This window comes from Cellulomonas telluris, assembly GCF_004886325.1.
Taxonomy (GTDB): domain Bacteria; phylum Actinomycetota; class Actinomycetes; order Actinomycetales; family Cellulomonadaceae; genus Cellulomonas; species Cellulomonas telluris.
The window spans coordinates 412,300-434,018 of the sequence record NZ_QXFN01000004.1; the positions used below are offsets into that span (position 1 = coordinate 412,300).

At 76.1% G+C, this 21,719-nt stretch carries 21 protein-coding genes; 13 read left to right on the forward strand and 8 right to left on the reverse strand.

Translation table 11 applies throughout. The features are described 5' to 3' along the window. The first annotated feature begins 130 nt into the window (after positions 1-130). The 3 genes from FB586_RS14090 (at position 131) to FB586_RS14100 (ending at position 4,641) form a co-directional block, all read left to right on the forward strand. Positions 131-2,515 (forward strand): glycoside hydrolase family 43 protein, encoded by a 2,385-nt coding sequence (locus FB586_RS14090; protein WP_136519957.1) that lies wholly within the window; start codon positions 131-133, stop codon positions 2,513-2,515. Positions 2,516-2,602: 87 nt separating this feature from the next. Next, positions 2,603-4,024 (forward strand): serine/threonine-protein kinase, encoded by a 1,422-nt coding sequence (locus FB586_RS14095; RefSeq protein ID WP_136519958.1) that lies wholly within the window; start codon positions 2,603-2,605, stop codon positions 4,022-4,024. After that, positions 4,021-4,641, forward strand: a complete 621-nt coding sequence (locus FB586_RS14100) for a hypothetical protein (RefSeq protein ID WP_136519959.1) — start codon at positions 4,021-4,023, stop codon at positions 4,639-4,641. Before FB586_RS14095 ends, FB586_RS14100 begins: the two co-directional genes overlap by 4 nt. A 3-nt stretch (positions 4,642-4,644) precedes the next feature. On the opposite strand, the gene FB586_RS14105 is transcribed toward FB586_RS14100, so the two are convergent. Then, the gene (locus FB586_RS14105) at positions 4,645-6,804 is read right to left on the reverse strand and encodes a SpoIIE family protein phosphatase (RefSeq protein WP_136519960.1); all 2,160 of its coding nucleotides are present in this window, start codon (positions 6,802-6,804) and stop codon (positions 4,645-4,647) included. A 141-nt stretch (positions 6,805-6,945) separates the two neighbouring features. On the opposite strand from FB586_RS14105, the gene FB586_RS14110 reads away from it, so the two are divergent. Next, positions 6,946-7,329 carry a VOC family protein gene (locus tag FB586_RS14110; RefSeq protein ID WP_136519961.1) on the forward strand — a complete coding sequence of 128 codons (384 nt, stop codon included), beginning with the start codon at positions 6,946-6,948 and terminating at the stop codon, positions 7,327-7,329. A 112-nt stretch (positions 7,330-7,441) separates the two neighbouring features. Next, entirely contained in the window at positions 7,442-8,830 is a 1,389-nt protein-coding gene (locus FB586_RS14115) for a UTP--glucose-1-phosphate uridylyltransferase (RefSeq protein ID WP_136519962.1), read from the forward strand. A 63-nt stretch (positions 8,831-8,893) separates the two neighbouring features. Here FB586_RS14115 and FB586_RS19475 read toward each other — a convergent pair whose 3' ends face one another. Further along, complete coding sequence (locus tag FB586_RS19475) at positions 8,894-9,055, reverse strand: hypothetical protein (RefSeq protein ID WP_168800565.1); 162 nt, start codon at positions 9,053-9,055, stop codon at positions 8,894-8,896. 166 nt (positions 9,056-9,221) lie between these two features. On the opposite strand from FB586_RS19475, the gene FB586_RS14120 reads away from it, so the two are divergent. From FB586_RS14120 to FB586_RS14135, 4 genes are all read left to right on the forward strand, one after another. Next, entirely contained in the window at positions 9,222-9,434 is a 213-nt protein-coding gene (locus tag FB586_RS14120; protein WP_136519963.1) for a hypothetical protein, read from the forward strand. Positions 9,435-9,516: 82 nt separating this feature from the next. Next, positions 9,517-10,032, forward strand: coding sequence for an RNA polymerase sigma factor (locus tag FB586_RS14125; RefSeq protein ID WP_136519964.1), 516 nt, complete (start codon positions 9,517-9,519; stop codon positions 10,030-10,032). Further along, the gene (locus FB586_RS14130; protein ID WP_136519965.1) at positions 10,029-10,646 is read left to right on the forward strand and encodes a methylated-DNA--[protein]-cysteine S-methyltransferase; all 618 of its coding nucleotides are present in this window, start codon (positions 10,029-10,031) and stop codon (positions 10,644-10,646) included. Before FB586_RS14125 ends, FB586_RS14130 begins: the two co-directional genes overlap by 4 nt. 10 nt (positions 10,647-10,656) lie before the next feature. Continuing rightward, complete coding sequence (locus tag FB586_RS14135) at positions 10,657-10,950, forward strand: DUF2277 domain-containing protein (RefSeq protein ID WP_136519966.1); 294 nt, start codon at positions 10,657-10,659, stop codon at positions 10,948-10,950. A 12-nt stretch (positions 10,951-10,962) separates the two neighbouring features. On the opposite strand, the gene FB586_RS14140 is transcribed toward FB586_RS14135, so the two are convergent. The 3 genes from FB586_RS14140 to FB586_RS14150 form a co-directional block, all read right to left on the reverse strand. After that, entirely contained in the window at positions 10,963-11,280 is a 318-nt protein-coding gene (locus tag FB586_RS14140) for a hypothetical protein (RefSeq protein ID WP_136519967.1), read from the reverse strand. A 5-nt stretch (positions 11,281-11,285) separates the two neighbouring features. Further along, positions 11,286-12,776, reverse strand: coding sequence for a malate dehydrogenase (quinone) (gene mqo, locus FB586_RS14145; RefSeq protein WP_281276681.1), 1,491 nt, complete (start codon positions 12,774-12,776; stop codon positions 11,286-11,288). 152 nt (positions 12,777-12,928) lie between these two features. Further along, complete coding sequence (locus tag FB586_RS14150; RefSeq protein WP_136519968.1) at positions 12,929-15,706, reverse strand: cellulose-binding domain-containing protein; 2,778 nt, start codon at positions 15,704-15,706, stop codon at positions 12,929-12,931. Positions 15,707-15,967: 261 nt separating this feature from the next. Between FB586_RS14150 and FB586_RS14155 the strand changes: the two genes are divergently transcribed. Next, positions 15,968-16,180, forward strand: coding sequence for a hypothetical protein (locus FB586_RS14155; protein ID WP_136519969.1), 213 nt, complete (start codon positions 15,968-15,970; stop codon positions 16,178-16,180). Positions 16,181-16,271: 91 nt separating this feature from the next. On the opposite strand, the gene FB586_RS14160 is transcribed toward FB586_RS14155, so the two are convergent. From FB586_RS14160 to ligD, 3 genes are all read right to left on the reverse strand, one after another. Beyond that, positions 16,272-17,453: an App1 family protein phosphatidate phosphatase gene (locus FB586_RS14160; protein ID WP_136519970.1), complete on the reverse strand. Its 1,182-nt coding sequence runs from the start codon at positions 17,451-17,453 to the stop codon at positions 16,272-16,274. Next, the gene (locus FB586_RS14165; RefSeq protein ID WP_136519971.1) at positions 17,450-18,034 is read right to left on the reverse strand and encodes a Dps family protein; all 585 of its coding nucleotides are present in this window, start codon (positions 18,032-18,034) and stop codon (positions 17,450-17,452) included. The genes FB586_RS14160 and FB586_RS14165 overlap by 4 nt, the downstream gene beginning before the upstream one ends. A gap of 124 nt (positions 18,035-18,158) precedes the next feature. Continuing rightward, the gene (ligD, locus tag FB586_RS14170; RefSeq protein WP_136519972.1) at positions 18,159-19,040 is read right to left on the reverse strand and encodes a non-homologous end-joining DNA ligase; all 882 of its coding nucleotides are present in this window, start codon (positions 19,038-19,040) and stop codon (positions 18,159-18,161) included. Between the two features lie 144 nt (positions 19,041-19,184). Between ligD and ku the strand changes: the two genes are divergently transcribed. The 3 genes from ku (at position 19,185) to FB586_RS14185 (ending at position 21,677) form a co-directional block, all read left to right on the forward strand. Continuing rightward, the gene (ku, locus tag FB586_RS14175) at positions 19,185-20,156 is read left to right on the forward strand and encodes a non-homologous end joining protein Ku (RefSeq protein WP_136519973.1); all 972 of its coding nucleotides are present in this window, start codon (positions 19,185-19,187) and stop codon (positions 20,154-20,156) included. Then, positions 20,153-21,208, forward strand: a complete 1,056-nt coding sequence (locus FB586_RS14180) for a PHP domain-containing protein (protein ID WP_136519974.1) — start codon at positions 20,153-20,155, stop codon at positions 21,206-21,208. Before ku ends, FB586_RS14180 begins: the two co-directional genes overlap by 4 nt. A 187-nt stretch (positions 21,209-21,395) precedes the next feature. Continuing rightward, complete coding sequence (locus FB586_RS14185; protein ID WP_136519975.1) at positions 21,396-21,677, forward strand: HU family DNA-binding protein; 282 nt, start codon at positions 21,396-21,398, stop codon at positions 21,675-21,677. Positions 21,678-21,719 lie beyond the last annotated feature (42 nt).

Consider the following 21,719-nt stretch of genomic DNA (forward strand, 5'->3'; position numbering starts at 1 on the left):
CCCGGGCGGGTGGAAGCACCCCGGCGCGCCGCGCACCGGCTGCGGCCACCCGGGCCGGCGTGCCGGGTGGCGCGGTGCGTGCCGCGGGCGTAGAGAGGGAGGACCCGCCCCCGGAGAGAGGGTCGCTGCGATGGAGCAGACCGCCCGACGTCCCGTACGACGCGCCGTGACGGCGGCCGCCGCCCTCGCCCTGCTCGCCGCCGTGGCGGCCGGACCGCCGGCCACGGCCGCCCCCGACGCACGCGGCGGCCACGGCCCCGGGGACGGGCGCGCGACGTACGTCAACCCGGTGGGCGCGGGCGCGGCGGACACGTTCGCCGACCCGGCGGTGGTGCGCGGCCAGGACGGCTGGTGGTACGCGTACGGCACCACGGACCCGCTGCGGGAGGGCGAGGGGACCCGGCACCTGCTGCCCGTGTCGCGCTCGCGCGACCTCGTCACCTGGGAGCACGTCGGCGACGCGTTCACCGAGCGGACCCTGCCGTCGTGGGCGGACACCGACCCCGCCCGCCGCGCCGCGCTGTGGGCGCCCGACATCCGCTACGTCGACGGCGAGTACCGGCTCTACTACGTCGTCACCCAGACCACCTTCACCCCCGGGGCGAACGACAGCGCGATCGGCGTCGCCACGGCCCCGACGCCCACGGGCCCGTGGACCGACGCCGGCGCGCCCGTCGTGGGGCCGCGGCCGGGGTCCGGCGGGCCGGACGACTTCCTGTGGACCTACGACCCGCACCACGTCGTGGGCCCGGACGGGCGGCAGCACCTGTTCTACGGCTCGTACTACGGCGGCATCTGGCTCACCGAGCTCGACGCGACCGGTACGGAGGCCGTCGGGGAGCCCGTGCAGGTGACCGTCGACAACAAGTACGAGGGCGCCTACGTGCTGCAGCGCGACGGGCACTGGTACCTGTTCGCCTCCTCCGCGAACTGCTGCGCCGGCCCCACGACGGGGTACTCGGTGCACGTCGGCCGGGCGGACGCGCCCACCGGTCCGTACCTCGACCGCGACGGCGTCCCGCTCCTGGCCTCGCGCGCCGGCGGCACGCCCGTCCTCGTGCAGAACGGGAACCGCTGGGTGGGCGCCGGCCACAACGCCGTCGTCACGGACCTGGCGGGCCAGGACTGGGTCGTGTACCACGCCATCGACCGCGCGGACCCGTACCTCGACGGCACGGAGGGCGTGAACGAGCGGCCCATGCTGATCGACCGTCTCGACTGGGTCGACGGCTGGCCGGTCGTGCGGGGTGGCGCCGGGCCGTCGGACGACCGCCAGGCGGGGCCCGTCGGCACCGCCCGCACCGTCACCGGCTTCGAGCGGGGCACCCGGCCGTGGCGGGGCGAGGCGTGGCGCACGGCCCCGGACGACCCGCAGGGCGGGCCGCACGCGGTCGCGCGCCGTCCCGGCACCCTCGTCACCCACCGGGCGCTGCCCGGTCCCGTGCGGGTCGAGGCCGACGTGCGGCTCGAGGGACGCGCCGTCGGCGGCGTCGTCGCCGGCGTCGCGGCCGGCGGGCGGAAGGACGGACGCCACGACGCCCTCCACGCCGAGCTCGACCAGGGGCGCGGGCACGGGCGCGCGCCCGCCGTCACCGCCGTCGTCGACCCGGGAGCGGGCGTCCTGCGCCTGCGCTCCGGCGACCGCGAGGCGACGGCACCGCTGCCTCCCGGTCCCGACTGGTCGACCTGGCACGCGCTCGCGCTGGAGGTCGACGGACGCAGGGCCCGCGCCGAGCTGAGCCACGCGCGCCTCGGGGACCCGCTCGCCGAGGCGGCGCTGGACCTCCCGCACGCGGTGCGTGCCGGGGCCGCCGGTGCGGTCGCGCTGACGCCCGGCGTCCGCGTCGACGACCTCAGCGCGGTGCGGCTCGCCGCGCCGCCGCGCCCCCCGCAGCGCGTGCCGGAGCCCGGTGCGCTCGTCGAGGACGTGACCTTCGAGGACGGCACGGGGCCGGGCTGGACCGCGGTGCGCGCGCCGCAGGTGACCGTCGAGGACGGCGACCTGGTGTGGCCGGTCGAGCAGGCCGACCTGGTCGGCCCCGGCGGCACCGCGGGGCTGCTGCTGCGCGACGTGCCCGACGGCGACTGGACGGCCGAGACCGTGGTCCGGGTCGACCTCGGCGCCGACACCGTGCGGAACTACCAGCAGGCGGGGCTCGTCGTGCACGCCGACGACGACCTGTTCGCCCGGCTCTCGCACGTGGCGATCTGGAACACCCGCCAGACCGAGTTCGGCCACGAGACGCCGTACGCGGGACGCACGTCCTACGGCGGCACCATCGTCGGCCCGCCGGGCGACCGCACGTGGCTGCGGCTCGTGCACCGCACGGACGACGCGGGGGAGCACGAGGTGCGCGCGCTGACCAGCACCGACGGCACGCGATGGGCGGTCGGCGGCGTCTGGACGTTCCCGCCGGGCACGGCCCTGCGCGTCGGGCTCGCCGCGCACGGCTGGAACGGCACGGACCCGCGCGCCGTGGCCCGGTTCGAGCACCTGCGCCTCTGGCGGGACTGACGGAGCGCCCCCGTCCCCACCTGCGGCGACACGGTGCGCCCCGGCCCCGACGTGCCGTCCGGCCCGCGGTCGCCTAGCGTCGTGGGCATGTTGGACGGTGCGTCAGGACGAGCGCGCACGTCGTGGACCGACGGCGTGCCCGCGCAGGGCGGACCCGTCCTCCTCGGTGACCGGTACCTGCTCGAGGACGTCATCGGGCGCGGCGGCTCCGGCGTCGTGCACCGGGCGCGCGACCAGGTCCTGGGCCGTGAGGTCGCCGTCAAGGTGCTCCCGGCCGTCGCGGGCGACAGCGACGAGCTGCGCCGTCACGAGGCCGAGATCGGCGTGCTCGCGCGCCTGCGGCACCCCGGGCTCGTCCGGCTGTTCGACGCGGACTCCGTGCCCCTCGAGGGCGGCCTCGTCCAGGCGTACCTCGTCATGGAGATCGTCCGCGGGCCCAGCCTCGGCGACCGGCTCCGGCAGGGACCGCTGACGGTGCGGCAGACCGCCGCCGTCGGCCGGGTGACCGCCGAGGCCCTCGGCGTCGTGCACGGCCAGGGCGTCGTGCACCGCGACGTGAAGCCGGGCAACGTGCTGCTCGTCGACGACACGTGCCTGGACACCGAGCCCGACGACGTCCACGAGTGGCGCCCCGCGCGCCTCGTCGACTTCGGCATCGCCCGGCTCGCCGCGGCGACGCGGCTCACCATGACGGGGACCGTGCTGGGCACCGTCGCGTACCTCAGCCCCGAGCAGGCGGTGGGCGGCGAGGTCGGTCCCGCCTCCGACGTGTACGCGCTGGGGCTCGTCCTGCTCGAGGCGGTCACCGGGCGGCGCGCGTTCAGCGGCACGACGGCCGAGGTCGCCGCCGCGCGGCTGACGCGCGACCCGGACGTGCCGGAGGACCTGGACCCGGGGCTGGCCGCCCTGCTCACCGCCATGACGCGGCGGCGTCCGGAGGACCGGCCCACGGCGCAGGAGGCCGCCCGGGCCCTCACCGACGTCGTCGACGGCGTGCCCTGGCAGGAGCCGACGCGCGCGTTCCCCGTGGCCGTCCCGCGCGGCGCCGCCGACCCGGACGACGACGAGGAACCGACCGTCGCCGCGCCGGTCGTCGTCCCCGGCGCCGCCGCGACGCCGGCCGAGCAGCGTGCCGCGGAGGCGCTGCTGGAGGACGGGCTCGCCGCACCGGACCCGGACCACGGCGCGCCCGTGCCCACCGTGCCCGTCCCCTCGACCGCGGCCGCCGACGCGCCCGCCGAGGCCGCCGTCCCCGACCGCGCGAGGCCCGCGGACGGTCCGCCGCGGGGGACCGGCGACAGGCCGGCCCCGACGGGCCCCGGACGGACGAGCCGTCGTCGCCGGGGTGCCGCCGTCGCGGTCGCGGCCGTGCTCCTGGCGGGGGGTACCACCGCCGCCGTCGCCGCGACGCGCTCGGCGGAGCAGCCTCCCGCGGCACCGACGTACCCCGCCGTCGACGGTGCGCTCGGCGACGCCCTGGAGCGCCTGCAGCGGAGCGTGGGACCGTGACGCGCGCTCGTCGGCACGCACGGGTCCGCACGGCCGTCGCCGCGCTGGCCGTCTCGGTCGTCCTCGCCGGGTGCGGCGGGCCCGACCTGGACGCGCAGCGCGCGCGCCTGCTGCAGGACGACGTCCTGGCGGTCACGCAGGCCGCCTCCGAGGGGCGCCTCGACGCGGCGTCCGTGCTGCTCGAGCACCTGCGCGCCGAGGTCGAGGACGCGCGCAGCGCCGGTGACCTCTCCGCCGCCCGGCACACCGAGGTGACGGCCGCGCTCGACGGCGTCGCCGCCGAGCTCGCGGCCGGGCTGGCCGCGCAGGCGGCCGCGGCCGAGGCGGAGGCCGCTGCCGCGCGGGACGCGGCGGTCGCCGCCGCGGTCGCCGAGGCGGAGGCGCGCGCGGTGGAGGAGGCGCGCGCCGCCGAGGAGGCGCGCGCGGCCGAGCGTGCCCGTGCGGCCGAGGAGGCGCAGCGGCGCCAGACCTCGGTCCCGCCGGCCGACGACGAGGCGGAGGAGAGGGCCGAGATCCGCGAGGAGGCGGCGGAGAAGGTGCGGGAGGCTGCCGAGAAGGCCGCCGAGCGGGCGCGCAAGGCGCTGGAGGAGCGCGGCAAGGGCAAGGGCGACGACTGAGCGTCAGACCTCGGCGCGGCCCGTCGGCGGCTCCTCGGACGACGCGCCCGTGCCGGGCCCGTCGGTGAGGTCCTCCGGGAGCCGCTGCGGGCCGGCCTCCTGCGGCCGCGGACGGTCCTCGGGGTGCGCCCGCACCGCGAGCAGCGCCACGTCGTCCTCGCTGCCCTGGGCGAGGTCGTGGACGAGCCGGTCGCACAGCTCCTCGAGCGGGAGCGGGGCGAGCGTCTCGGCGTGGCCGCGCAGCCGCTCCAGACCCGCGGACAGCCGCTCGCCGCGCCGCTCGACGAGGCCGTCCGTGTAGAGGACCACCGTCGCGCCGGGGGCGAGCGTGACGACGTGGTCGTGCCGCTCCACGTGCGAGCGCAGCCCGAGCAGCAGGTTGCCCGGACGCCGCAGCAGCTCCGCGCGGCCGTCGGGGTGCAGGAGCAGCGGCGGCAGGTGCCCCGCGTTCGACCACCGCAGCCGGCGCAGGCCCTGGGCGGCGAGGTCGGGCGGCTGCTCGACCTTCGCCAGCACGGCCGTCGAGAGCGCGCCGACGGCCAGGTCGCGCATCGCCCAGTCGAGCGCGGAGAGGATGCCGGCGGGCGGCTGGACGATGGCGTGCGCGCCGCCCCGCAGCACGTTGCGGATCTGGGCCATCGCGACCGCGGCCCGCAGGTCGTGGCCGGTGACGTCCCCGATGACCAGGCAGGTGCTGCCGTCCCGGACGAGGAAGGCGTCGTACCAGTCCCCGCCGATCTGCGTGGCGGTCGCGGCGGGCAGGTAGCGCGCGGCGAGCTCGAGGTGGTCCGGCTCGGGCAGCGCGGTGAGGAGGCTGCGCTGCAGCTCCTCGGCGAGGTCGCGGCGCGCCGCGTGCAGGTGGGCGTTGTCGAGGGCGAGGCCGATCTGCGCCATGACCTCGCGCAGCGAGCGCAGCTCCGCACCGGTGAACTCCCCGCGGCGCTCGCTGCGCCCGAGCGTCAGCAGCCCGCGCACGTGGCCGCGGCCGCGCAGCGGCACCACGACGCGCGCGTGCGGCGCGAGCCGGGCGAGCGCGTCCTGGGCCGGTCCCGCCGCCCCGACCTCCCCGGCCCGGGGCACACCCGTCGCGAGGACGCGCCTGCCGCCGGCGAGCGCCTGCGCGACGAGCGAGGTGCTGGTCAGCGCGGGCACCCGGGTCTCGCGGTACCGGTCCAGCACGGGCTGCATCGCCGGGTCCGCGTGCAGGGCCGCGACGTCGTGCAGGCGCTGCTGCCACGGACCGTGCCCCTCGTCGAGGACGCTCGCGATCGCGAAGTCGGCCACGGAGGGCACGAGGTGGGGGAGGACCGCCTCGAGCGCCGCGACCGGGTCGAGCACCTCGACGAGCTCGGACGCCACGGCCGCGACGAGCTCCGAGCGCGTGCGTGCCTGCTGCGCGGCCTCGAGGGCGCGACGGCGGTCGGTGACGTCGGTGAAGTACGCCGCGACACCGCCACGCTCCGGCACGGCGCGCACCTCGAACCAGGACTCGAGCGGGGCGGGGTACCAGGCGTCGAACACCGCGGGCGCTCCCGTGCGCGCCACCTCCCGGTACTCCTGCTCGAAGACGGTGCCCGCCACGCCGGGGAAGACCTCCCAGATCACCCGCCCGAGCAGCAGCCGGCGACCGACGCCGATGATGCGCTCGGCCTCGGCGTTGACGTAGCCGAACCGCCACTGCGCGTCGAGCCAGTAGTACCCGACGGTCATGTCCTCGAGGATCTGGTGCACCCGCTCCTCGCCGGCGCGCAGCGCCGTCACGTCGGTCGCGACGCCGACCAGCTGGGCGGCCGCCCCGTCGGCGCCCGCGACCGCCTGACCGCGCGCGACGAGCCACCTCGTCGTCCCGTCCGGCCGGAGCACGCGCATCTCGGTCTGGTACGGGCCGCACGCGGTGACGGCCTGCCGCAGCGCGGCGCGAACCCGGGGCAGGTCGTCGGGGTGCACGCGCGCCTCGAACGCCTCGACGGTGGAGTCGAACGTCCGGCTGTCGTACCCGAACGTCTCGAGCATCGCGTCGTCCCAGTGCAGGGCACGGGCGCGCAGGTCCCAGCGGAACGTGCCCAGGCCTGCCGCGCGCGCCGCGAGGTCGAGCAGCGCGAGCCGCTCGGCCGCCGCCAGCGGGGCGGGCGGGTCGCCGTCGACCCGTGCCGGTTCCTGCATGCTCGCCCCCTCCCCGGCGGCGGGACACGCTCCCGTCCTGCACCGATCCTGCCCCCGCGACCCGCTCCGGCGCACCGTACTCGCCGCTCCTCCTGCGCGGACGTGGCTCGGGTGTCGGTGGCGGGGTGCAGCATCGGCTCCATGACGACCCACGCGCACGGTCTGCACCACACGATCGACTACGTCGAGATCCCCGTCACCGACCTCGACGTCGCCCGTGCGTTCTACGCGGCCGTGTTCGGGTGGTCGTTCGTGGCGTACGGCGACGCGTACGCGGGGATCCGCACGGCCGCGGAGCAGGGGGAGGACGAGGCGGGCGGCCTCGCCCTCGTCGCCGGCGACCGCCCCGCGCCTCGTGGCGGACCGCTGGTCCTCGTGTACTCGGACGACCTGGACGCGACGGCGGCCGCGGTCGAGCGGGCCGGCGGCCGGGTCGTCCAGGGGCCGTACGCCTTCCCCGGCGGACGCCGGTTCCACCTGCTGGACCCTGCGGGCAACGAGCTCGGCGTCTGGTCGCCCCGGTGACCACCAACGGACGGCGAACACCGGCGGTCGCCGGGCCGCCGCCGGGGTGGCCATGCCGTGCCGTGACGACAGTCACCGCCCGCGCGCACCGCGGGGTGCCTAGAGTCGGTGCATGAGCGCCGACGGACTCGCCCGTGCCCAGCAGAAGATGCGCGACGCCGGTGTGCCCGGCACCGCGGTCGACGTGTTCACCCGGTTCTACGGACTCCTCGAGTCGGGCCGCACCGGCCTGATCCCCGAGGCGGACGTGGCCCCGCTGGGCGACGTCCCGCACCTCGACCGGCTCGAGGTCGACGAGGACGCGGGGGCGCAGGCTCTCGCGCAGACCGTCGTCCTCAAGCTCAACGGCGGCCTCGGCACGTCCATGGGCATGGACCGCGCCAAGTCCCTGCTGCCGGTCCGGGGGGACCGCACCTTCCTCGACGTCATCGCGGGCCAGGTGCTCGCCGCCCGTGCCGCGACCGGCGCGCGCCTGCCGCTGGTGCTGATGAACAGCTTCCGCACGCGGGACGACAGCCTCGCCGCCCTCGCCACGTACCCCGAGCTCGCGGTCGACGGCGTCCCGCTCGACTTCCTCCAGAACCGCGAGCCGAAGCTGCGCGCGGACGACCTGACCCCCGTCGAGTGGCCCGCCGACCCCTCGCTCGAGTGGTGCCCGCCGGGGCACGGCGACCTGTACACCGCCCTGCGTGCCTCGGGCGTGCTCGACTCCCTGCTCGAGGCAGGCTTCCGGTACGCCGCGGTGTCGAACTCCGACAACCTCGGTGCGACCCCGGACGCGCGGATCGCCGGGTGGTTCGCCGCGTCGGGTGCGCCGTTCGCCGCCGAGGTGGCCCGGCGTACGCCGGCCGACCGCAAGGGCGGCCACCTCGTCGTCCGCCGCTCCGACGGCCGCATCGTGCTGCGCGAGTCGGCCCAGACGCCGAAGGAGGACGCGGAGGCCGCGGGCGACATCACGACCCACCGCTACTTCAACACGAACAACCTCTGGCTCGACCTGCGGGCGCTCGCCGCCGAGCTGGACCGGACGGGCGGCGTGCTCGACCTGCCCCTCATCCGCAACGAGAAGACCGTGGACCCGACCGACAAGACGTCCACGAAGGTCGTCCAGATCGAGTCCGCGATGGGCGCGGCCATCGAGGTCTTCGACGGTGCCGCGGTGCTCGAGGTCGGGCGCGAGCGGTTCCTGCCCGTCAAGACCACGAACGACCTGCTCGTGCTGCGTTCGGACGTGTACGAGGTGGATGCGGCCGACCGCCTGGTCGCCCAGGTCGCGGCGCCGTTCGTCGACCTCGACCCGGAGCACTACGCGACCGTCGGTGCGTTCGACAGCCGGGTCGCGGACGTGCCGTCGCTGCGCGACGCCACCTCGCTGCGCGTGCGGGGCGACTGGACCTTCTCGCCCGGCGTCCGCGTCGTCGGCGACGCGGTGCTCGAGGGCGACGGGCCGGCGACGGTGCCGGCCGGCGCGACCGTCGGTCCGGACGGCGTCACCGGCTGACGCACCGGGCACGAGGACGGCCCCGGCACCCCACGGGTGCCGGGGCCGTCGTGCGTCGACCCGTCAGCCGGCCTCGGGGGCCGCGTCCGGGTCCTCCTCGGGCTCCATCGTGTTGGGCTCGCCGCCCGCACCGGCACCCACGCCGGCGTCGGAGAGCTCGTCGCCGGTCGTGCCTCCGCTGCCCGTGCCCTCGCTGCCCGTGCCGCCCGCGTCCGTCTCGCTCATGCGTCCTCCCTGAGGCTGCCGGCGGCGGCCCGGTGCGGGCCGCCCGGTGCGGCCAGCGTGCGTCCGGTGCGCGGGTGCCGCAAGGCGGGGAGAGAGCCCGGCTCCGCGGGGCACCGAGGGCTCGGCTCGGGTGGCGACCGTGACGCGCCACCGCCAGGGTGGGGCCATGAGCGAGGACACCGTCCACCCGGCCCAGCAGCGCCCCGAGACGCAGGACGCGGAGAACCAGCCGCTGCCCGGCAGCACCGAGTCCGAGCAGCAGCCGTCGCCCGGCGACACGCAGGACCAGCCGGTGCGCCGGATCTACCCGTCCGACCCGACGGGGCAGGACCCGGACCCGACGGCGCACGACCCGCTGCCGGACGAGCCGCAGTCCTGAGCCGAGGTCGACGCGGGTCCGCACCCGCGTCGGCACCCGTACCTCACGTCTGCGACGCCCCGCACGTCTGCACACTGTGGGGATGGACCGGCCGTTCGAGCAGGTGGTGCGCGCGCACGGCGCGACCGTCCTGCGGGTGTGCCGCGCGCTCCTGGGCGCGCACGACGCCGACGACGCCTGGTCCGACACGTTCCTCGCCGCGCTGCGCGCGTGGCCCTCGCTGCCGCCCGACGTCAACGTCGAGGCGTGGCTGGTGACGGTCGCGCGCCGCAAGGCGCTCGACGAGCTGCGCCGCCGGGCGCGGCACGCGCTGCCCGTCGACCCGGCGGACGGTGCCCTGGGACGTCCGCTCGTCGCGGCCCTGACCGCCCCGGGCGACCGGGACCTGGACCTGTGGGACGCGCTCGGTGCGCTGCCGGACAAGCAGCGCCGCGCGGTCGTGCTGCACCACATCGGCGGCCTGCCGTACGCGGACGTGGCCGACGTGGTCGGCGGGAGCGACGCGGCGGCGCGCCGCGCGGGGGCCGACGGGGTGGCGGCGCTGCGGCGCACCTACGCACGAGCGGCCGTGGACGGGAAGACGGGAGGCCGGCCATGACCACCACGACGGCGACCACGGACGACGACGTGCTGCGCGGGCTGCACGCACGGCTGCTCGCCGACGCCCAGCGCGAGGGCCTGCTCGACGTGGCGTACCGGGTCGTCCCCAGCCCGGTGGGGGACCTGCTGATCGCGGCAGGGGAGAGCGGTGTGCTGCGCGTGGCGTTCGCGGTCCAGGACCACGACGCGGCCCTCGCCGAGCTGGCCGCACGGGTGAGCCCTCGTGTGCTCGAGGGCGGGCGGCGTCTCGACCCGGTGCTGCGCGAGCTCGACGAGTACTTCGCGGGCACGCGGCGGGAGTTCGACGTGCCGGTGGACCTGCGCCTGCTCACCGGGTTCCGGCGTGAGGTGGTCGAGGCGCTCCCGCGCGTGCCGTACGGGGCGACGGCCTCCTACGCCGCGGTCGCCGCGCTCACCGGCCGGCCCGCGGCGGTGCGCGCCGTGGGCACGGCGTGCGCCCGTAACCCGGTGCCGCTGCTCCTGCCCTGCCACCGCGTCGTGCGCTCCGACGGCTCCGCCGGCCGGTACGCGGGCGGCGAGGCGGCGAAGGCGGCGCTGCTCAGGCTCGAGGGGGCGGCCGCACTCTCGCCGCGCGGCGGCAGGCAGGCGTAGCGTCGGCGGCATGTGCCGCAACATCACGACCCTGCGCGGCCTGGAGCCGCACGCCACCGACGACGAGATCGAGGCGGCCGCCCGTCAGTACGTGCGCAAGGTGACGGGCGTGCAGCAGCTCTCCGACGCGACCCGGGAGCCGTTCGAGCGGGCGGTCGCGGAGATCACGGCGATCACCGCACGCCTGCTCGACGAGCTGCCCGACCGTCGGCGCCCGCCGGCCACCGTGCCGCCGCTGCGGCGCCCGGAGGTGCAGGCGCGGATCGCGGCCCGCGAGTCCGCGTCGGTCGCCGCCGGGTCCTAGCCGAGGACGTCGTCAGGCGGTCGGGCCGAGCGGGAACGGGACCAGCCGCGGGATGCCCTCCGGCGCCACCGCCGCGAGCGCGAGGAACCGCGCCTCGGCGCGGTGCAGGCGGATGTGCTCGTCCAGCGACCAGCCGGGACCGTTGGTGAGCGTCATGCCGCACGCGCAGCCGATCGTCACGCCGCCGTCCGCGTCGACCCGTACCTGCCCGACCGTGGTGTGGTCCGTGAAGGCGCGCACCTTGGCGTGCCGCATGGGCGCGCTGACGGGGACGACGGGGGCGTCGCCCGTCTCCGCCCGGGGGCCGGTCTCGTCGTGGGTGTCGGGCACGACGGTCAGTGTCCGCTCGTGACGGTCCCGTCGTCGACCATCTGGTCGAGCTCGAACGCCGTGTCCCAGTCCTCGCTGCCGAGGCTCGGCATCATCCGCTGGAGCTGGGGCAGCCACTCGTCGGAGCGGTCGGGGAAGCAGCGCTGCAGCAGGTCGAGCATCGTCGCGACGGCCGTCGACGCCCCCGGGGAGGCGCCGAGCAGGCCGGCGATCGAGCCGTCGGCCGAGGACACGAGCTCGGTGCCGAACTCGAGGACGCCGCCGCCCTTGCCGCGCTTGATGACCTGGACGCGCTGCCCGGCCGTGATGAGCTCCCAGTCCCGCAGGTCCGCCGTCGGCATGTACGCCCGCAGCGACCGCAGGCGCTGGGTGTCGGTCGCCGTGACCTCGCGGACCAGGTACGTGACCAGGTCGAGGTTGCGCAGCCCGACCGCGAGCATCGGGACGAGGTTGCCCGGCCGGATCGAGCGGATCAGGTCGCCCCACGAGCCCTGCTTGAGGAACTTCATGCTCCAGCCGGCGTACGGGCCGAACATGAGGGCGCGGCCGCCGTCGACGGCGCGGGCGTCCAGGTGCGGCACCGACATGGGCGGGGCGCCGATCGCGGCCTTCCCGTAGACCTTGGCGTCGTGCTGGGCGACCAGCTCCGGCTTCGTCGTGCGCAGGAACTGACCGCTGATCGGGAAGCCCGCGTAGCCGCGGATCTCCTTGATGCGGGAGCGCTGCAGCAGGTGCAGGGCACCGCCGCCCGCGCCGACGAAGACGAAGCGGGCCGTGCGCGTGCGCCTGCCGCCGCCGTTCCAGCGCCGGTCCGCGACGCGCACGCGCCACAGCCCGTCGCGGCGGCGGCGCAGGCCGACGACCTCGCTCTGCGTGTGCAGCGTGGCGCCGCGGGCGACGGCGTCGTCCAGCATGGCGCGCGTGAGGGAGCCGAAGTCGACGTCGGTGCCGGAGGTGGCACGGGTGACCGCGATCGGCTCGTCGTCCTCGCGGCCGTCCACGAGCAGCGGCGCCCAGGACGCGATGGTCGCGCGGTCGGTCGTCAGCTCCATGTCGGCGAAGAGCCGGTGCTTGCGCAGCGCCTCGTGGCGGCGGCGCAGGTACTCGACGTCCTTCGCGCCGCGCACGAACGTCATGTGGGGCGTGTGCGTCACGGCGTTCTCGGCGCCCGGCAGGCGCCCGGCGGCGGCGAGGTGCGACCACAGCTCGCGCGAGAGCTCGAACTGCTCGTTGATCTTCACGGCCTTGGTGATGTCGACCGTGCCGTCGGCCTTCTGCGGCGTGTAGTTCAGCTCGCAGAGCGCGGCGTGCCCCGTGCCCGCGTTGTTCCAGGCGTTCGAGCTCTCCTGCGCCGGCCCGTCGAGCCGCTCGTGGATCTCGATCCGCCACGTGGGCTCGAGGGTGGTGAGGAGCGCGGCGAGGGTCGCGCTCATGATGCCGCCCCCGACCAGGAGGACGTCGACGTCGGCGGTCGTCTCGTGGGCACGCGTGGTCACCTCGCGATGTTAGGTCGACGTCGAGAGGTGTCCTGCACTCAGCGAATGTGACCTTGGTCTCGTGCGGACCAGGTGCCGCCCGGGGCACGACGCACGGCGGCGCCGGACGGGGTCCGCCCCGTCCGGCGCCGTGCGTCCCCGGCCGGTGCGCGTCAGCCGGTGGTGCAGGGGGAGCCGTTCACCGTGACGCCGGTGGGCGCGGTGACGGTCCCGGTGTGCGAGCCGTTGAAGCCGAGGTCCACCGACGCGCCCGGCGCGAGCGTGCCGTTCCAGGCGGCGTTCGTGGCCGTCAGCGTCTGGCCGGACTGGGTCCACTGCGCGCTCCAGCCCTGCTGCAGCGCCTGACCCGCGCCCAGGGTGAGGCGCAGGGTCCAGCCGGACAGCGCCGTGGTGCCGGTGTTCGTCAGCCGGACCGACGCGGTGTAGCCGCTGTTCCAGCTGTTCGCCGTCCAGCGCACCGCGCACGCCGACCGCCCGCTCGTCGCCGTGGGCGTCGGGGTGGGCGTCGCGGTCGGGGTCCCGGTCGGCGTCGGCGTCACGGTCGGCGTGGCGGTGGGCGTCACGGTCGGCGTCGGTGTCACGGTCGGCGAGGCGGTCGGCGTCGGCGTCGCCGTGGGGACCGTCCCGTCCGACTCGCCCACCACGACGCCACGTCCGTTGGTGCCGACGTAGACCCGGCCGAAGACGTCGGGGTCGCCCGTGATGACGGACCCGGTCCAGGCGTACCGGTGCTCGTCGTCGTTGATGCGGACCCACGTGGCCCCCGCGTCGGTGGAGCGGAAGAACCCGCGCACGCCCTGGTACTTCGACGTCGTGTAGATCGCCGGGTAGGAGGCGCCCGGCGCGGCCTTGCCGAAGCCCACGGCGCCGCCGTCCTCGAAGCCGGGCAGCTTCGTGAACGTCGCGCCCGCGTCCGTCGAGCGCCACAGGCCCGTCTCGGCCGCGAGCCAGACGTGCCCGCGCTGCCCCGGCACGGCCCCGAAGCGCACGTTGCCGGTGGTCGGGAAGTCCGTCGCGGGGGAGGGCGCGAAGGTCGCGCCGCCGTCACGGGAGACGAGGAAGCGGCCGTCGGCGAAGGCGTAGAAGGTCTGCGGGTCGACGCGGTCGGACTCGACGCGCGCGCCCGCCGGGACGCCCTGCGACGGCGTCCAGGACGACCCGAGCGTGGTGGAGCGGTGCACGCCCGCGCCCGCCGGGCTCCAGACGATGGTCGCGCCGTCGGCCGACATCGCGACGGTCCCGCCGCCCGTCACGCCGGCGGGCTGCTGCCCGGCCCACCACGAGGACCCCGACGACGTCGAGACGCCGATGTGCGACTCGACCGTGCCGTCGACCGCCTGCCCGACCCGCACCATCGTCGCCGGCTTCGCCTCGGCGAAGTCCACGCCGGTGGTCGAGCCGAAGTACGGCGAGGTGTACATCTGCCCCGGCACGCGCCGGATGTCGGTGTGCACGAACCCGCCGATGTCGCCGAGCCCGGACAGCAGCTCGACCGGTCCCGGGGGAGCGGCGAGGTCGAGCACCGCGGTCTCCTCGATGCCCTGGGCCCGCACCTCGATGTCGACCTTCCCGCCGGTGTCCCAGTCGGTCAGGTTGTCCGTGCCGTACACGGTGGCGCCCGTGCCGTAGAGCGCGTGGTCGGAGTCGAACGGGTCGATCTCGAACGACTCCGTCATCCAGCCGAGCTTGACGAGCGGCTCGCCGACGGGTGCGGAGGTCTTGCCGAACGTGAGCCACGGCGCCCCCGAGATGTCGAGCGTGTAGCGCTCCGTCTTGCCGGGGTACCCGTCCCAGTCCCAGATCCGCGACCACGTCGCGCCGCGGTCGGTGCTGCGGAAGACGACGATGTCGGGCCACCACGACATCTGGGTCGTCACCATGATCGTGTCCGGGTCCTGCCGGTCGATCGTGAGACCGGAGTAGCCGAAGTGGTTGTCCGTCGACGACGACGGGACCGGCGAGACGTTCGTCCACGTGCCCGTGGCGGTGTCGAGGCGCCAGACGTCGCCGTGGCCGCCGTCGTAGGGACCGCCGGTGTCGCTCGTCGCGATGTACAGCTGCTTGCCGACGTGGTCGTAGACGCCCTTGTGCGGCAGGAACCCGGTGGGCTGACCGGGCACGCGCTGCCACGTGGCGCCGGCGTCGGTCGACCGGTAGACGTTGTTCTCCTTGTCCGCCACGCCCACGTAGATCGTGCGGGTGGCGGAGCCCCGGGTGCCGCTCGCGGGGTCGAACGTGACCCACACGACCCCCTGGTTGCTCGTCAGGTAGTCGTTGTCGGACGTCGGGTCCTGCACGTAGTTCCCCGGGTTCGGGAACGAGGCGACCTTGCCCCAGGTCACGCCGCTGTCCGTGGAGCGCCACAGGCCGTTGCCGCTCTCGGTGCCGAGGTAGAGGACGCGGTTGTCGTTGGGGTCCACCTGGAGGCGCTCGCCCATGCCGCGGCCGGGCATGTTGCCGCCGACCTTGAACGGCAGCATGGTGCGCTGCCACGTCTCGCCACGGTCCGAGGAGCGCAGGATCGCGCCGTTCTGCGGGTCCCAGGAGTTCGTGTAGGTGCCGACGGCCGCGTACACGTTGTCGGGGTCGACGGGGTCCGTGGCGATCGACAGGACGCCGGAGTGGCTCCAGTCGTCCCACCCGACGTGGTCGAGCAGGGGCACCCACCGACGCGTCGCCGGGTCGAGCCGGTAGGCGCCGCCGATGTCGGTGCGCGCGTAGACGACGTCGCGGTGCCGCTGGTTGAACACGATGCCGGGGACGAACCCGCCGCCGACGATCTCGACGTTGCCCCAGCTGTAGCCGGTGCCGCCGGGTGCGACGGCGGCGGGCGCGGGGGACGCGGCCGCTGCGGTCGTGACGACGCCGGCGGCGAGCGCGGCGGCCGCTCCCGCCGCCAGCAGGGGGACGAACAGGGGTGGGACGCGCATCCGCTGCACTCCTTCGTGGCGAGGCGTGGGCCCGGCCGACGCGGCCAGGTGGCGCCGTACGCCGCGTCGTGCCGTGCGGCGGGCTCCGGCGGCGCGACGCTATCGATGCGCTTCGACGAGCGGCAGCGGCCGAAGCGTTTAGCCTCCCCGGGTCGGCGGTCCGCGGGCCCGTGCGCCCGGCTCACCGGAGCCTCGTGCACCCGGTTCCGACGCGCCCGTCCAGCGGGTGCGGCGCACCCCCGCGAAGCGGTACAAACGAGCATGGCCCACAACCGCACGCGCGACCTCGCCTCCGACCCCGCCGCCCAGCGTCTGGCGGACCGCCAGCCCTCGGAGGCGGACCTCGACGGCACCGACACCCGTTCCGGCGGCGACCCGAGCCGCGGACCGCGCTCGCTCCAGGCGTCGGAGCGCGAGGGCGGTGACGAGGCGATCAGCAGCAGCGAGGACTGGGACGACCCGCAGCGCCTCTGACCCGGCGACGGGACGAGCGGTCGCGGCGTCCCCGCACGGCACGGCCCCGGCGACCGCGTGGTCGCCGGGGCCGTCGTGCGTCCGGTCCCGTTCAGGCGCCGGGCACGAGTCCCTGCTCGCGTGCCCGCACCAGGAGCTCCTCGCCGTCGGCGCCCTGCAGCACCACCACGCCGGGGCGGTCGGCCTCGGCCTCGGCCTCCTCGTTCTGCACGGTCGCGGTGGGCAGACCGTGCGAGAGCACGTGCTCGGCCGCGGTGAGCTGGCGGATCAGCACGGCCTCGACCCAGTCGGCGTGGCGGGCCACGGCTCCCGCGTAGATCTCGGGGTCGTGCTGACCGTCGTCGCCCACGAGCAGCCAGCGCACCTGCGGCAGCTCGTGGAACAGCCGCCGCAGCTGGCTCACCTTGTGCTGCTGACCGCTGCGGAACAGGCCCGTGTTGGTCGGGCCCCAGTCGGTGAGCAGGAGCGGGCCCGCGGGGTAGTCGTGCCGGCGCAGGAAGCGCCCGATCGCCGGTGCCGCGTTCCACGCGCCGGTCGACAGGTAGACGACCGGCCGCTCGTCGTGACCGCGGCGCAGCTCGCGGTACAGCCGCGACATGCCCGGCACCGCCTCCCGCGCGTTCTCGTGCCGCACGAGGGTGTTCCAGGCGGCGACCAGCGGACGCGGGAGGCGCGTGACCATCACCGTGTCGTCGATGTCGCTGACGATCCCGACGGTCGGCTCGGGGCCGACGACGAGCACCGGTGCGACCGCCGTCGCCCCGTCCGCCGACGTGAGCGTCACCTCGTGCCACCCGGGCGGCAGGTCGGACGGCACGACCGTGTCGACGTACCCGCCCCGGTCCGTCTCGATCAGGTGCGTGGCCGAGCCGACCCGGACCTCGAGCCGGGCGCCGGTGACGGGCGACGTGAGGAAGGAGCGCCAGCCGCGCATGGGCGGCGCGGGCGGCTCGTCGCCGGTCTGGGCGCTGCCGCCGGCACCGGGCAGGTCCTCGCCGCCGACGGTCGGCGCGGCCAGCAGGGTCCGCGCCAGCACGCGCACCCAGCCCTGCGAGCCGTAGCCGGCGTAGGCGACGATCCGGACGGTCCAGCCGCGCCGCCGCAGCAGGCGCGCGACCCCGGCATCGACCCTGTCCTCGAGCCGGGCCGCGAGGTGCGGGCGCGGACGGGGTGCGCCGTCGAGGTCGCGGGCGGCGCCACGGCCCGTGCGCAGCCCGTCCCCGTCGGCGGTGCCGGCGGGGACGGGTGTGGTGGGGGCGGAGGAGGTCGTCACCGGTGCGCGTCGTCCGCCGGGTTGCCCGCCTCGGCCAGCGCCGCGGCGTCCCGCTCCGTCTCCGCGCCCGCGTTGCTGAGGTCGCCCCCGGCGTTCTCCAGGTGCGCGCGCACGAACCAGTGGAAGAGCTCCAGCTCGTGCAGGTGCCCGACCAGCAGGTCGTTGGTGACCGTGTCGAGCTCCTCCGTCGCCTCGGCGGCCGCCCGGTGGTCGGTGATGACGCCGACGTACACCTCGTCGAGCGCACCGAGGTGCGCCGTGGTCGTGGCGCGCCCGATGCTGTAGTCGTCCCAGGTGCGCGCCGCGACGATCGCGCCCGGCGTGCCCTGCGGCGAGACGCCGAGGGTGGCGATGCGCTCCGCCGTCGCGTCCACCATCGCGCGCACGGCGTCGACCTGCGGGTCGAGCATCTCGTGCACGGCGATGAAGTGCGGGCCGACCACGTTCCAGTGGATGTGCTTGAGCGTGAGCTGCAGGTCGTTCAGCGCGTGCAGGCGCCCCTGGAGGATCTCCGCCACCCGGGCGCCGTCCTCGGGGGTGAGGGACGGGACGGTGTACTTGGGCAGTTCGGCAGCAGCCATGACCACTCCTTCGATGTCGCCTCCCGGACCGAGGCGGTCCGGCGCTGCGTCCACGCTGCCAGCCCCGGTGGACGTCCGCCACAGGAGCGCCACGGCGCCCCCGACCCGGGCGCGACCTGCGGCGTCAGTCCTCGAAGGGGTCCCCGTCGCGGGCCAGCCGCTCGGCGGCCTCGGCGGCCGTGAGCTGCGTCAACCCCGGCTCCAGCTCCTCCCACCGGCGGGGCGTGGCGGCGGTCGGGCGTTCCCTGCCGCGCAGGGACCAGGGCGTGATCGTCGTCTTCGCGGGGTGGTTCTGCGACCAGTCGATCAGGACGCGGCCGGGCCGGACGTCCTTGCGCATCACGGACACGACGAGACCGGGCTCGTCACGGGCGACCGCCTGGGCGAGGGTGCGGGCGTACTCCCGCACGTCGTGCGGCGGACGCGGCCGGGGGAGCGGCGCGTACAGCTGGAGCCCCTTGCTCCCCGACGTCACGGGCACGGTCCGCGTCAGGCCGTCGGCCGCCAGCCGGTCGGCCACGAGGTGCGCCACGCGCACGCACTCGTCGAGGCCCGTGCCCGGTCCGGGGTCGAGGTCGACGACGAGGCGGTCCGCGTCGCGCACGCCGCCGCGCGGGCCCACCGTCCACTGCGGCGTGTGCAGCTCGAGCGCGCCCTGGTTCGCCGCCCAGACGAGTCCCGCGAGGTCGCCGACGACGGGCAGGTCGAGCACGGTCCCGTCCTCGTCACCGCCGGGGGAGGCGGGCACGCGGTGGTGCCGCAGCCACGCCGGCGCCCCGCGCGGCACGTTCTTCTCGAAGAACCGCTCGCCGGCGGTGCCCTCGGGCCAGCGGATGCGGGTGACCGGCCGGTCGGCGAGCTGGCGCAGGAGGGCCGGCGCGACGCGGACGTAGTAGTCGATCACCTCCGCCTTGGTCGTGCCGGTGGCCGGGTACATGACCTTCTCGAGGTGCGTCAGCCGGACGGGACGGCCCCCGACGTCGACGGTCTGCCGGTCGGCGCTCACGGCGCTGACCTGCGCTCAGGGGTGGCGGCCACGGGGTGCACGGGTCCATCCTGCCCGTGGACGGTGCGGCGGGCCGGGTGACGGCGCGCCGCCCGGCGCCGCGGCCGCTGCCCGGCGCCGCGGCGAGGACGACGGGAGGCGGACGTGCGCGCGATCTGGAAGGGTGCGGTGGCGTTCGGCCTGGTCAACGTCCCCGTGAAGCTGTACGCGGCCACGGGGGAGCACGAGGTCCGGCTGCACCAGGTGCACCGCGAGGACGGCGGGCGGATCCGCTACAAGAAGGTGTGCAGCATCGACGGCGAGGCCGTCGAGTGGGGCGACATCGCCAAGGGGTACGAGACCGACTCGGGCGAGCTCGTGGTGCTCACGGACGAGGACTTCGACAACCTGCCGCTGTCCACCGAGCGCGAGATCGAGGTGCTGGAGTTCGTCCCGGCCGAGCAGGTCGACCCGATCCTGCTGCAGAAGACGTACTACCTCGAGCCCGAGAAGACCGCCGCCAAGCCGTACGCCCTGCTGCGCGGCGCGCTCGAGCAGACCGACCGCATGGCCGTCGTCAAGGTCGCGCTGCGCCAGCGCGAGACGATGGCCGTGCTGCGTGTGCGGGACAAGGTCATCGTCCTGCAGACGCTGCTCTGGCCCGACGAGGTGCGCCAGGCCGACTTCCCGGTCCTCGACACCGAGGTCCAGGTGCGCCCGCAGGAGCTGACGATGGCGAGCTCGCTCGTCGAGTCGCTCGCGGCCGACTTCGACCCCTCGCAGTACACCGACGCGTACGTGACGGCGCTCGAGGACCTCATCCAGCAGAAGGTCTCCTCCGGCCAGACGCAGGCGCCCGCCGCTTCGGAGGAGGAGCGCGACGAGGGTGCGGGTGAGGTCGTCGACCTGCTCGCCGCGCTCCAGCGCAGCGTCGAGAAGGCCCGCAGCGCGCGCGGCGAGGCCGCCGACGACGCACCGGCGGCGAAGAAGTCCGCGAGCCGCGCGTCGCGCTCGAGCGGGGACGACGACGAGGAGGCGCCCGCCCCGAAGCGCCGCACCCGCGCCAAGGCGGGGGACACCGGGGGTGACGACGGCGGCAAGGCCCCGGCGAAGCGGACGCGCAAGAAGGCCTCGTGAGCGCAGCGGACGACCGCGACCGCGCCGTCGCGACGCTGCGGCGCATCGCGTTCCTCCTCGAACGCGCGCAGGCCAGCAGCTACCGGCCGGCCGCGTACCGCGCCGCCGCCCGCACCGTGGAGCGCCAGGAGCCCGACCGGCTGCACGCGCTCGCCGCGGCGGGCGCGCTCACCGACCTGCCGCACGTGGGCGCCCGTACCGCGGGAGTCGTCGCGTCCGCCCTCGCCGGTGAGCCGGTCCCGGTCCTCGACGACCTCGAGCGCGAGGCCGCCGCCGCCGACGCGGCCGCGCCCGACGACGAGGCGTCCGTCCTGCTGGGCGCGCTGCGGGGCGACATGCACGCCCACACCGAGGCGAGCGACGGCGCGACGCCGGTGCAGGAGATGGTGCTGGCCGCCCTCGAGCTCGGGCACGACTGGCTCGCGATCACCGACCACTCGCCCCGGCTGACGGTCGCCCACGGCCTGTCCGCAGAGCGGCTGCGGGCACAGATGTCCCAGGTCGCCGCCCTGCGGCGGGCGGTCGCCCCGTTCGACGTCCTCACCGGCATCGAGTGCGACGTGCTCGAGGACGGGTCGCTCGACCAGGACCCCGACCTGCTCGACGAGCTCGACGTGGTGGTCGCCTCCGTGCACTCGAAGCTGCGCATGGACCGCGCCTCGATGACGCGCCGCATGCTGGCCGCCGTCCGCGACCCCCGCACCGACGTGCTCGGGCACTGCACCGGCCGGCGCCTGACCGGGCGCGAGCGGCCGCCCAGCGAGTTCGACGCCGAGGCGGTCTTCGCGGCGTGCGCCGAGCACGGGGTCGCCGTCGAGATCAACTCCCGCCCGGACCGGCTCGACCCCCCGCACGCGCTGCTCGAGGTCGCGGTCGCGGCGGGGTGCGAGTTCGCGATCGACTCCGACGCGCACGCACCGGGCCAGCTCGCGTGGCTGCGCGCCGGGTGCGAGCGGGCCGTCGCGCACGGCATCGGCCCCGACAGGGTCGTGACCGCGCGCTCCGCGCAGGAGGTGCGCGCACGCGGACGACGGGCGGCCGTGGGCCGGTGACGAGGTCGTGCGACGGCCGCTCGGGCCCCTCGCGGGCGTGCTGACGACGCGCCGCCCGCGCGCCGCGGTCACGCAGGTGCCCGGCGCGCCGCTAGTGTCGATGGCCGTGCGCCCGGACGATCCCGTGGCGCACCCCCGGCCCGTCGTCCGGACCGGGCAGCGATCCGACCCCCAAGGAGCACCTGACGTGAGCGTCAACCGCACCGAGCTCGTCCAGGCCGTCGCCGAGAAGGCGGGCCTGAGCAACGCCGAGGCCGACAAGGCCCTCAAGGCCTTCCAGGAGGTGCTCGTCGAGAAGCTCGCCGCCGGCGAGGACGTGTCGATCTCCGGCTTCCTCTCGGTCGCGCGTGCCGAGCGTGCCGCGCGCACCGGTGTGAACCCGCAGACGGGCGAGAAGCTCGAGATCCCCGCCGGTCACCGCGTGAAGCTCACCGCGGGCAGCGCCCTCAAGCGCGCCGTCCAGGGCTGAGCCACGACGAGGGCCCCCGACCGTCACGGTCGGGGGCCCTCG

Coding starts and splice junctions, on each gene's coding strand:
- FB586_RS14090 (WP_136519957.1), top strand. CDS start 131: ATGGAGCAGACCGCCCGACGTCCCGTACGACGCGCCGTGACGGCGGCC.
- FB586_RS14095 (WP_136519958.1), top strand. CDS start 2,603: ATGTTGGACGGTGCGTCAGGACGAGCGCGCACGTCGTGGACCGACGGC.
- FB586_RS14105 (WP_136519960.1), bottom strand. CDS start 6,804: ATGCAGGAACCGGCACGGGTCGACGGCGACCCGCCCGCCCCGCTGGCG.
- FB586_RS14110 (WP_136519961.1), top strand. CDS start 6,946: ATGACGACCCACGCGCACGGTCTGCACCACACGATCGACTACGTCGAG.
- FB586_RS14115 (WP_136519962.1), top strand. CDS start 7,442: ATGAGCGCCGACGGACTCGCCCGTGCCCAGCAGAAGATGCGCGACGCC.
- FB586_RS19475 (WP_168800565.1), bottom strand. CDS start 9,055: ATGAGCGAGACGGACGCGGGCGGCACGGGCAGCGAGGGCACGGGCAGC.
- FB586_RS14120 (WP_136519963.1), top strand. CDS start 9,222: ATGAGCGAGGACACCGTCCACCCGGCCCAGCAGCGCCCCGAGACGCAG.
- FB586_RS14125 (WP_136519964.1), top strand. CDS start 9,517: ATGGACCGGCCGTTCGAGCAGGTGGTGCGCGCGCACGGCGCGACCGTC.
- FB586_RS14130 (WP_136519965.1), top strand. CDS start 10,029: ATGACCACCACGACGGCGACCACGGACGACGACGTGCTGCGCGGGCTG.
- FB586_RS14135 (WP_136519966.1), top strand. CDS start 10,657: ATGTGCCGCAACATCACGACCCTGCGCGGCCTGGAGCCGCACGCCACC.
- FB586_RS14150 (WP_136519968.1), bottom strand. CDS start 15,706: ATGCGCGTCCCACCCCTGTTCGTCCCCCTGCTGGCGGCGGGAGCGGCC.
- FB586_RS14155 (WP_136519969.1), top strand. CDS start 15,968: ATGGCCCACAACCGCACGCGCGACCTCGCCTCCGACCCCGCCGCCCAG.
- FB586_RS14165 (WP_136519971.1), bottom strand. CDS start 18,034: ATGGCTGCTGCCGAACTGCCCAAGTACACCGTCCCGTCCCTCACCCCC.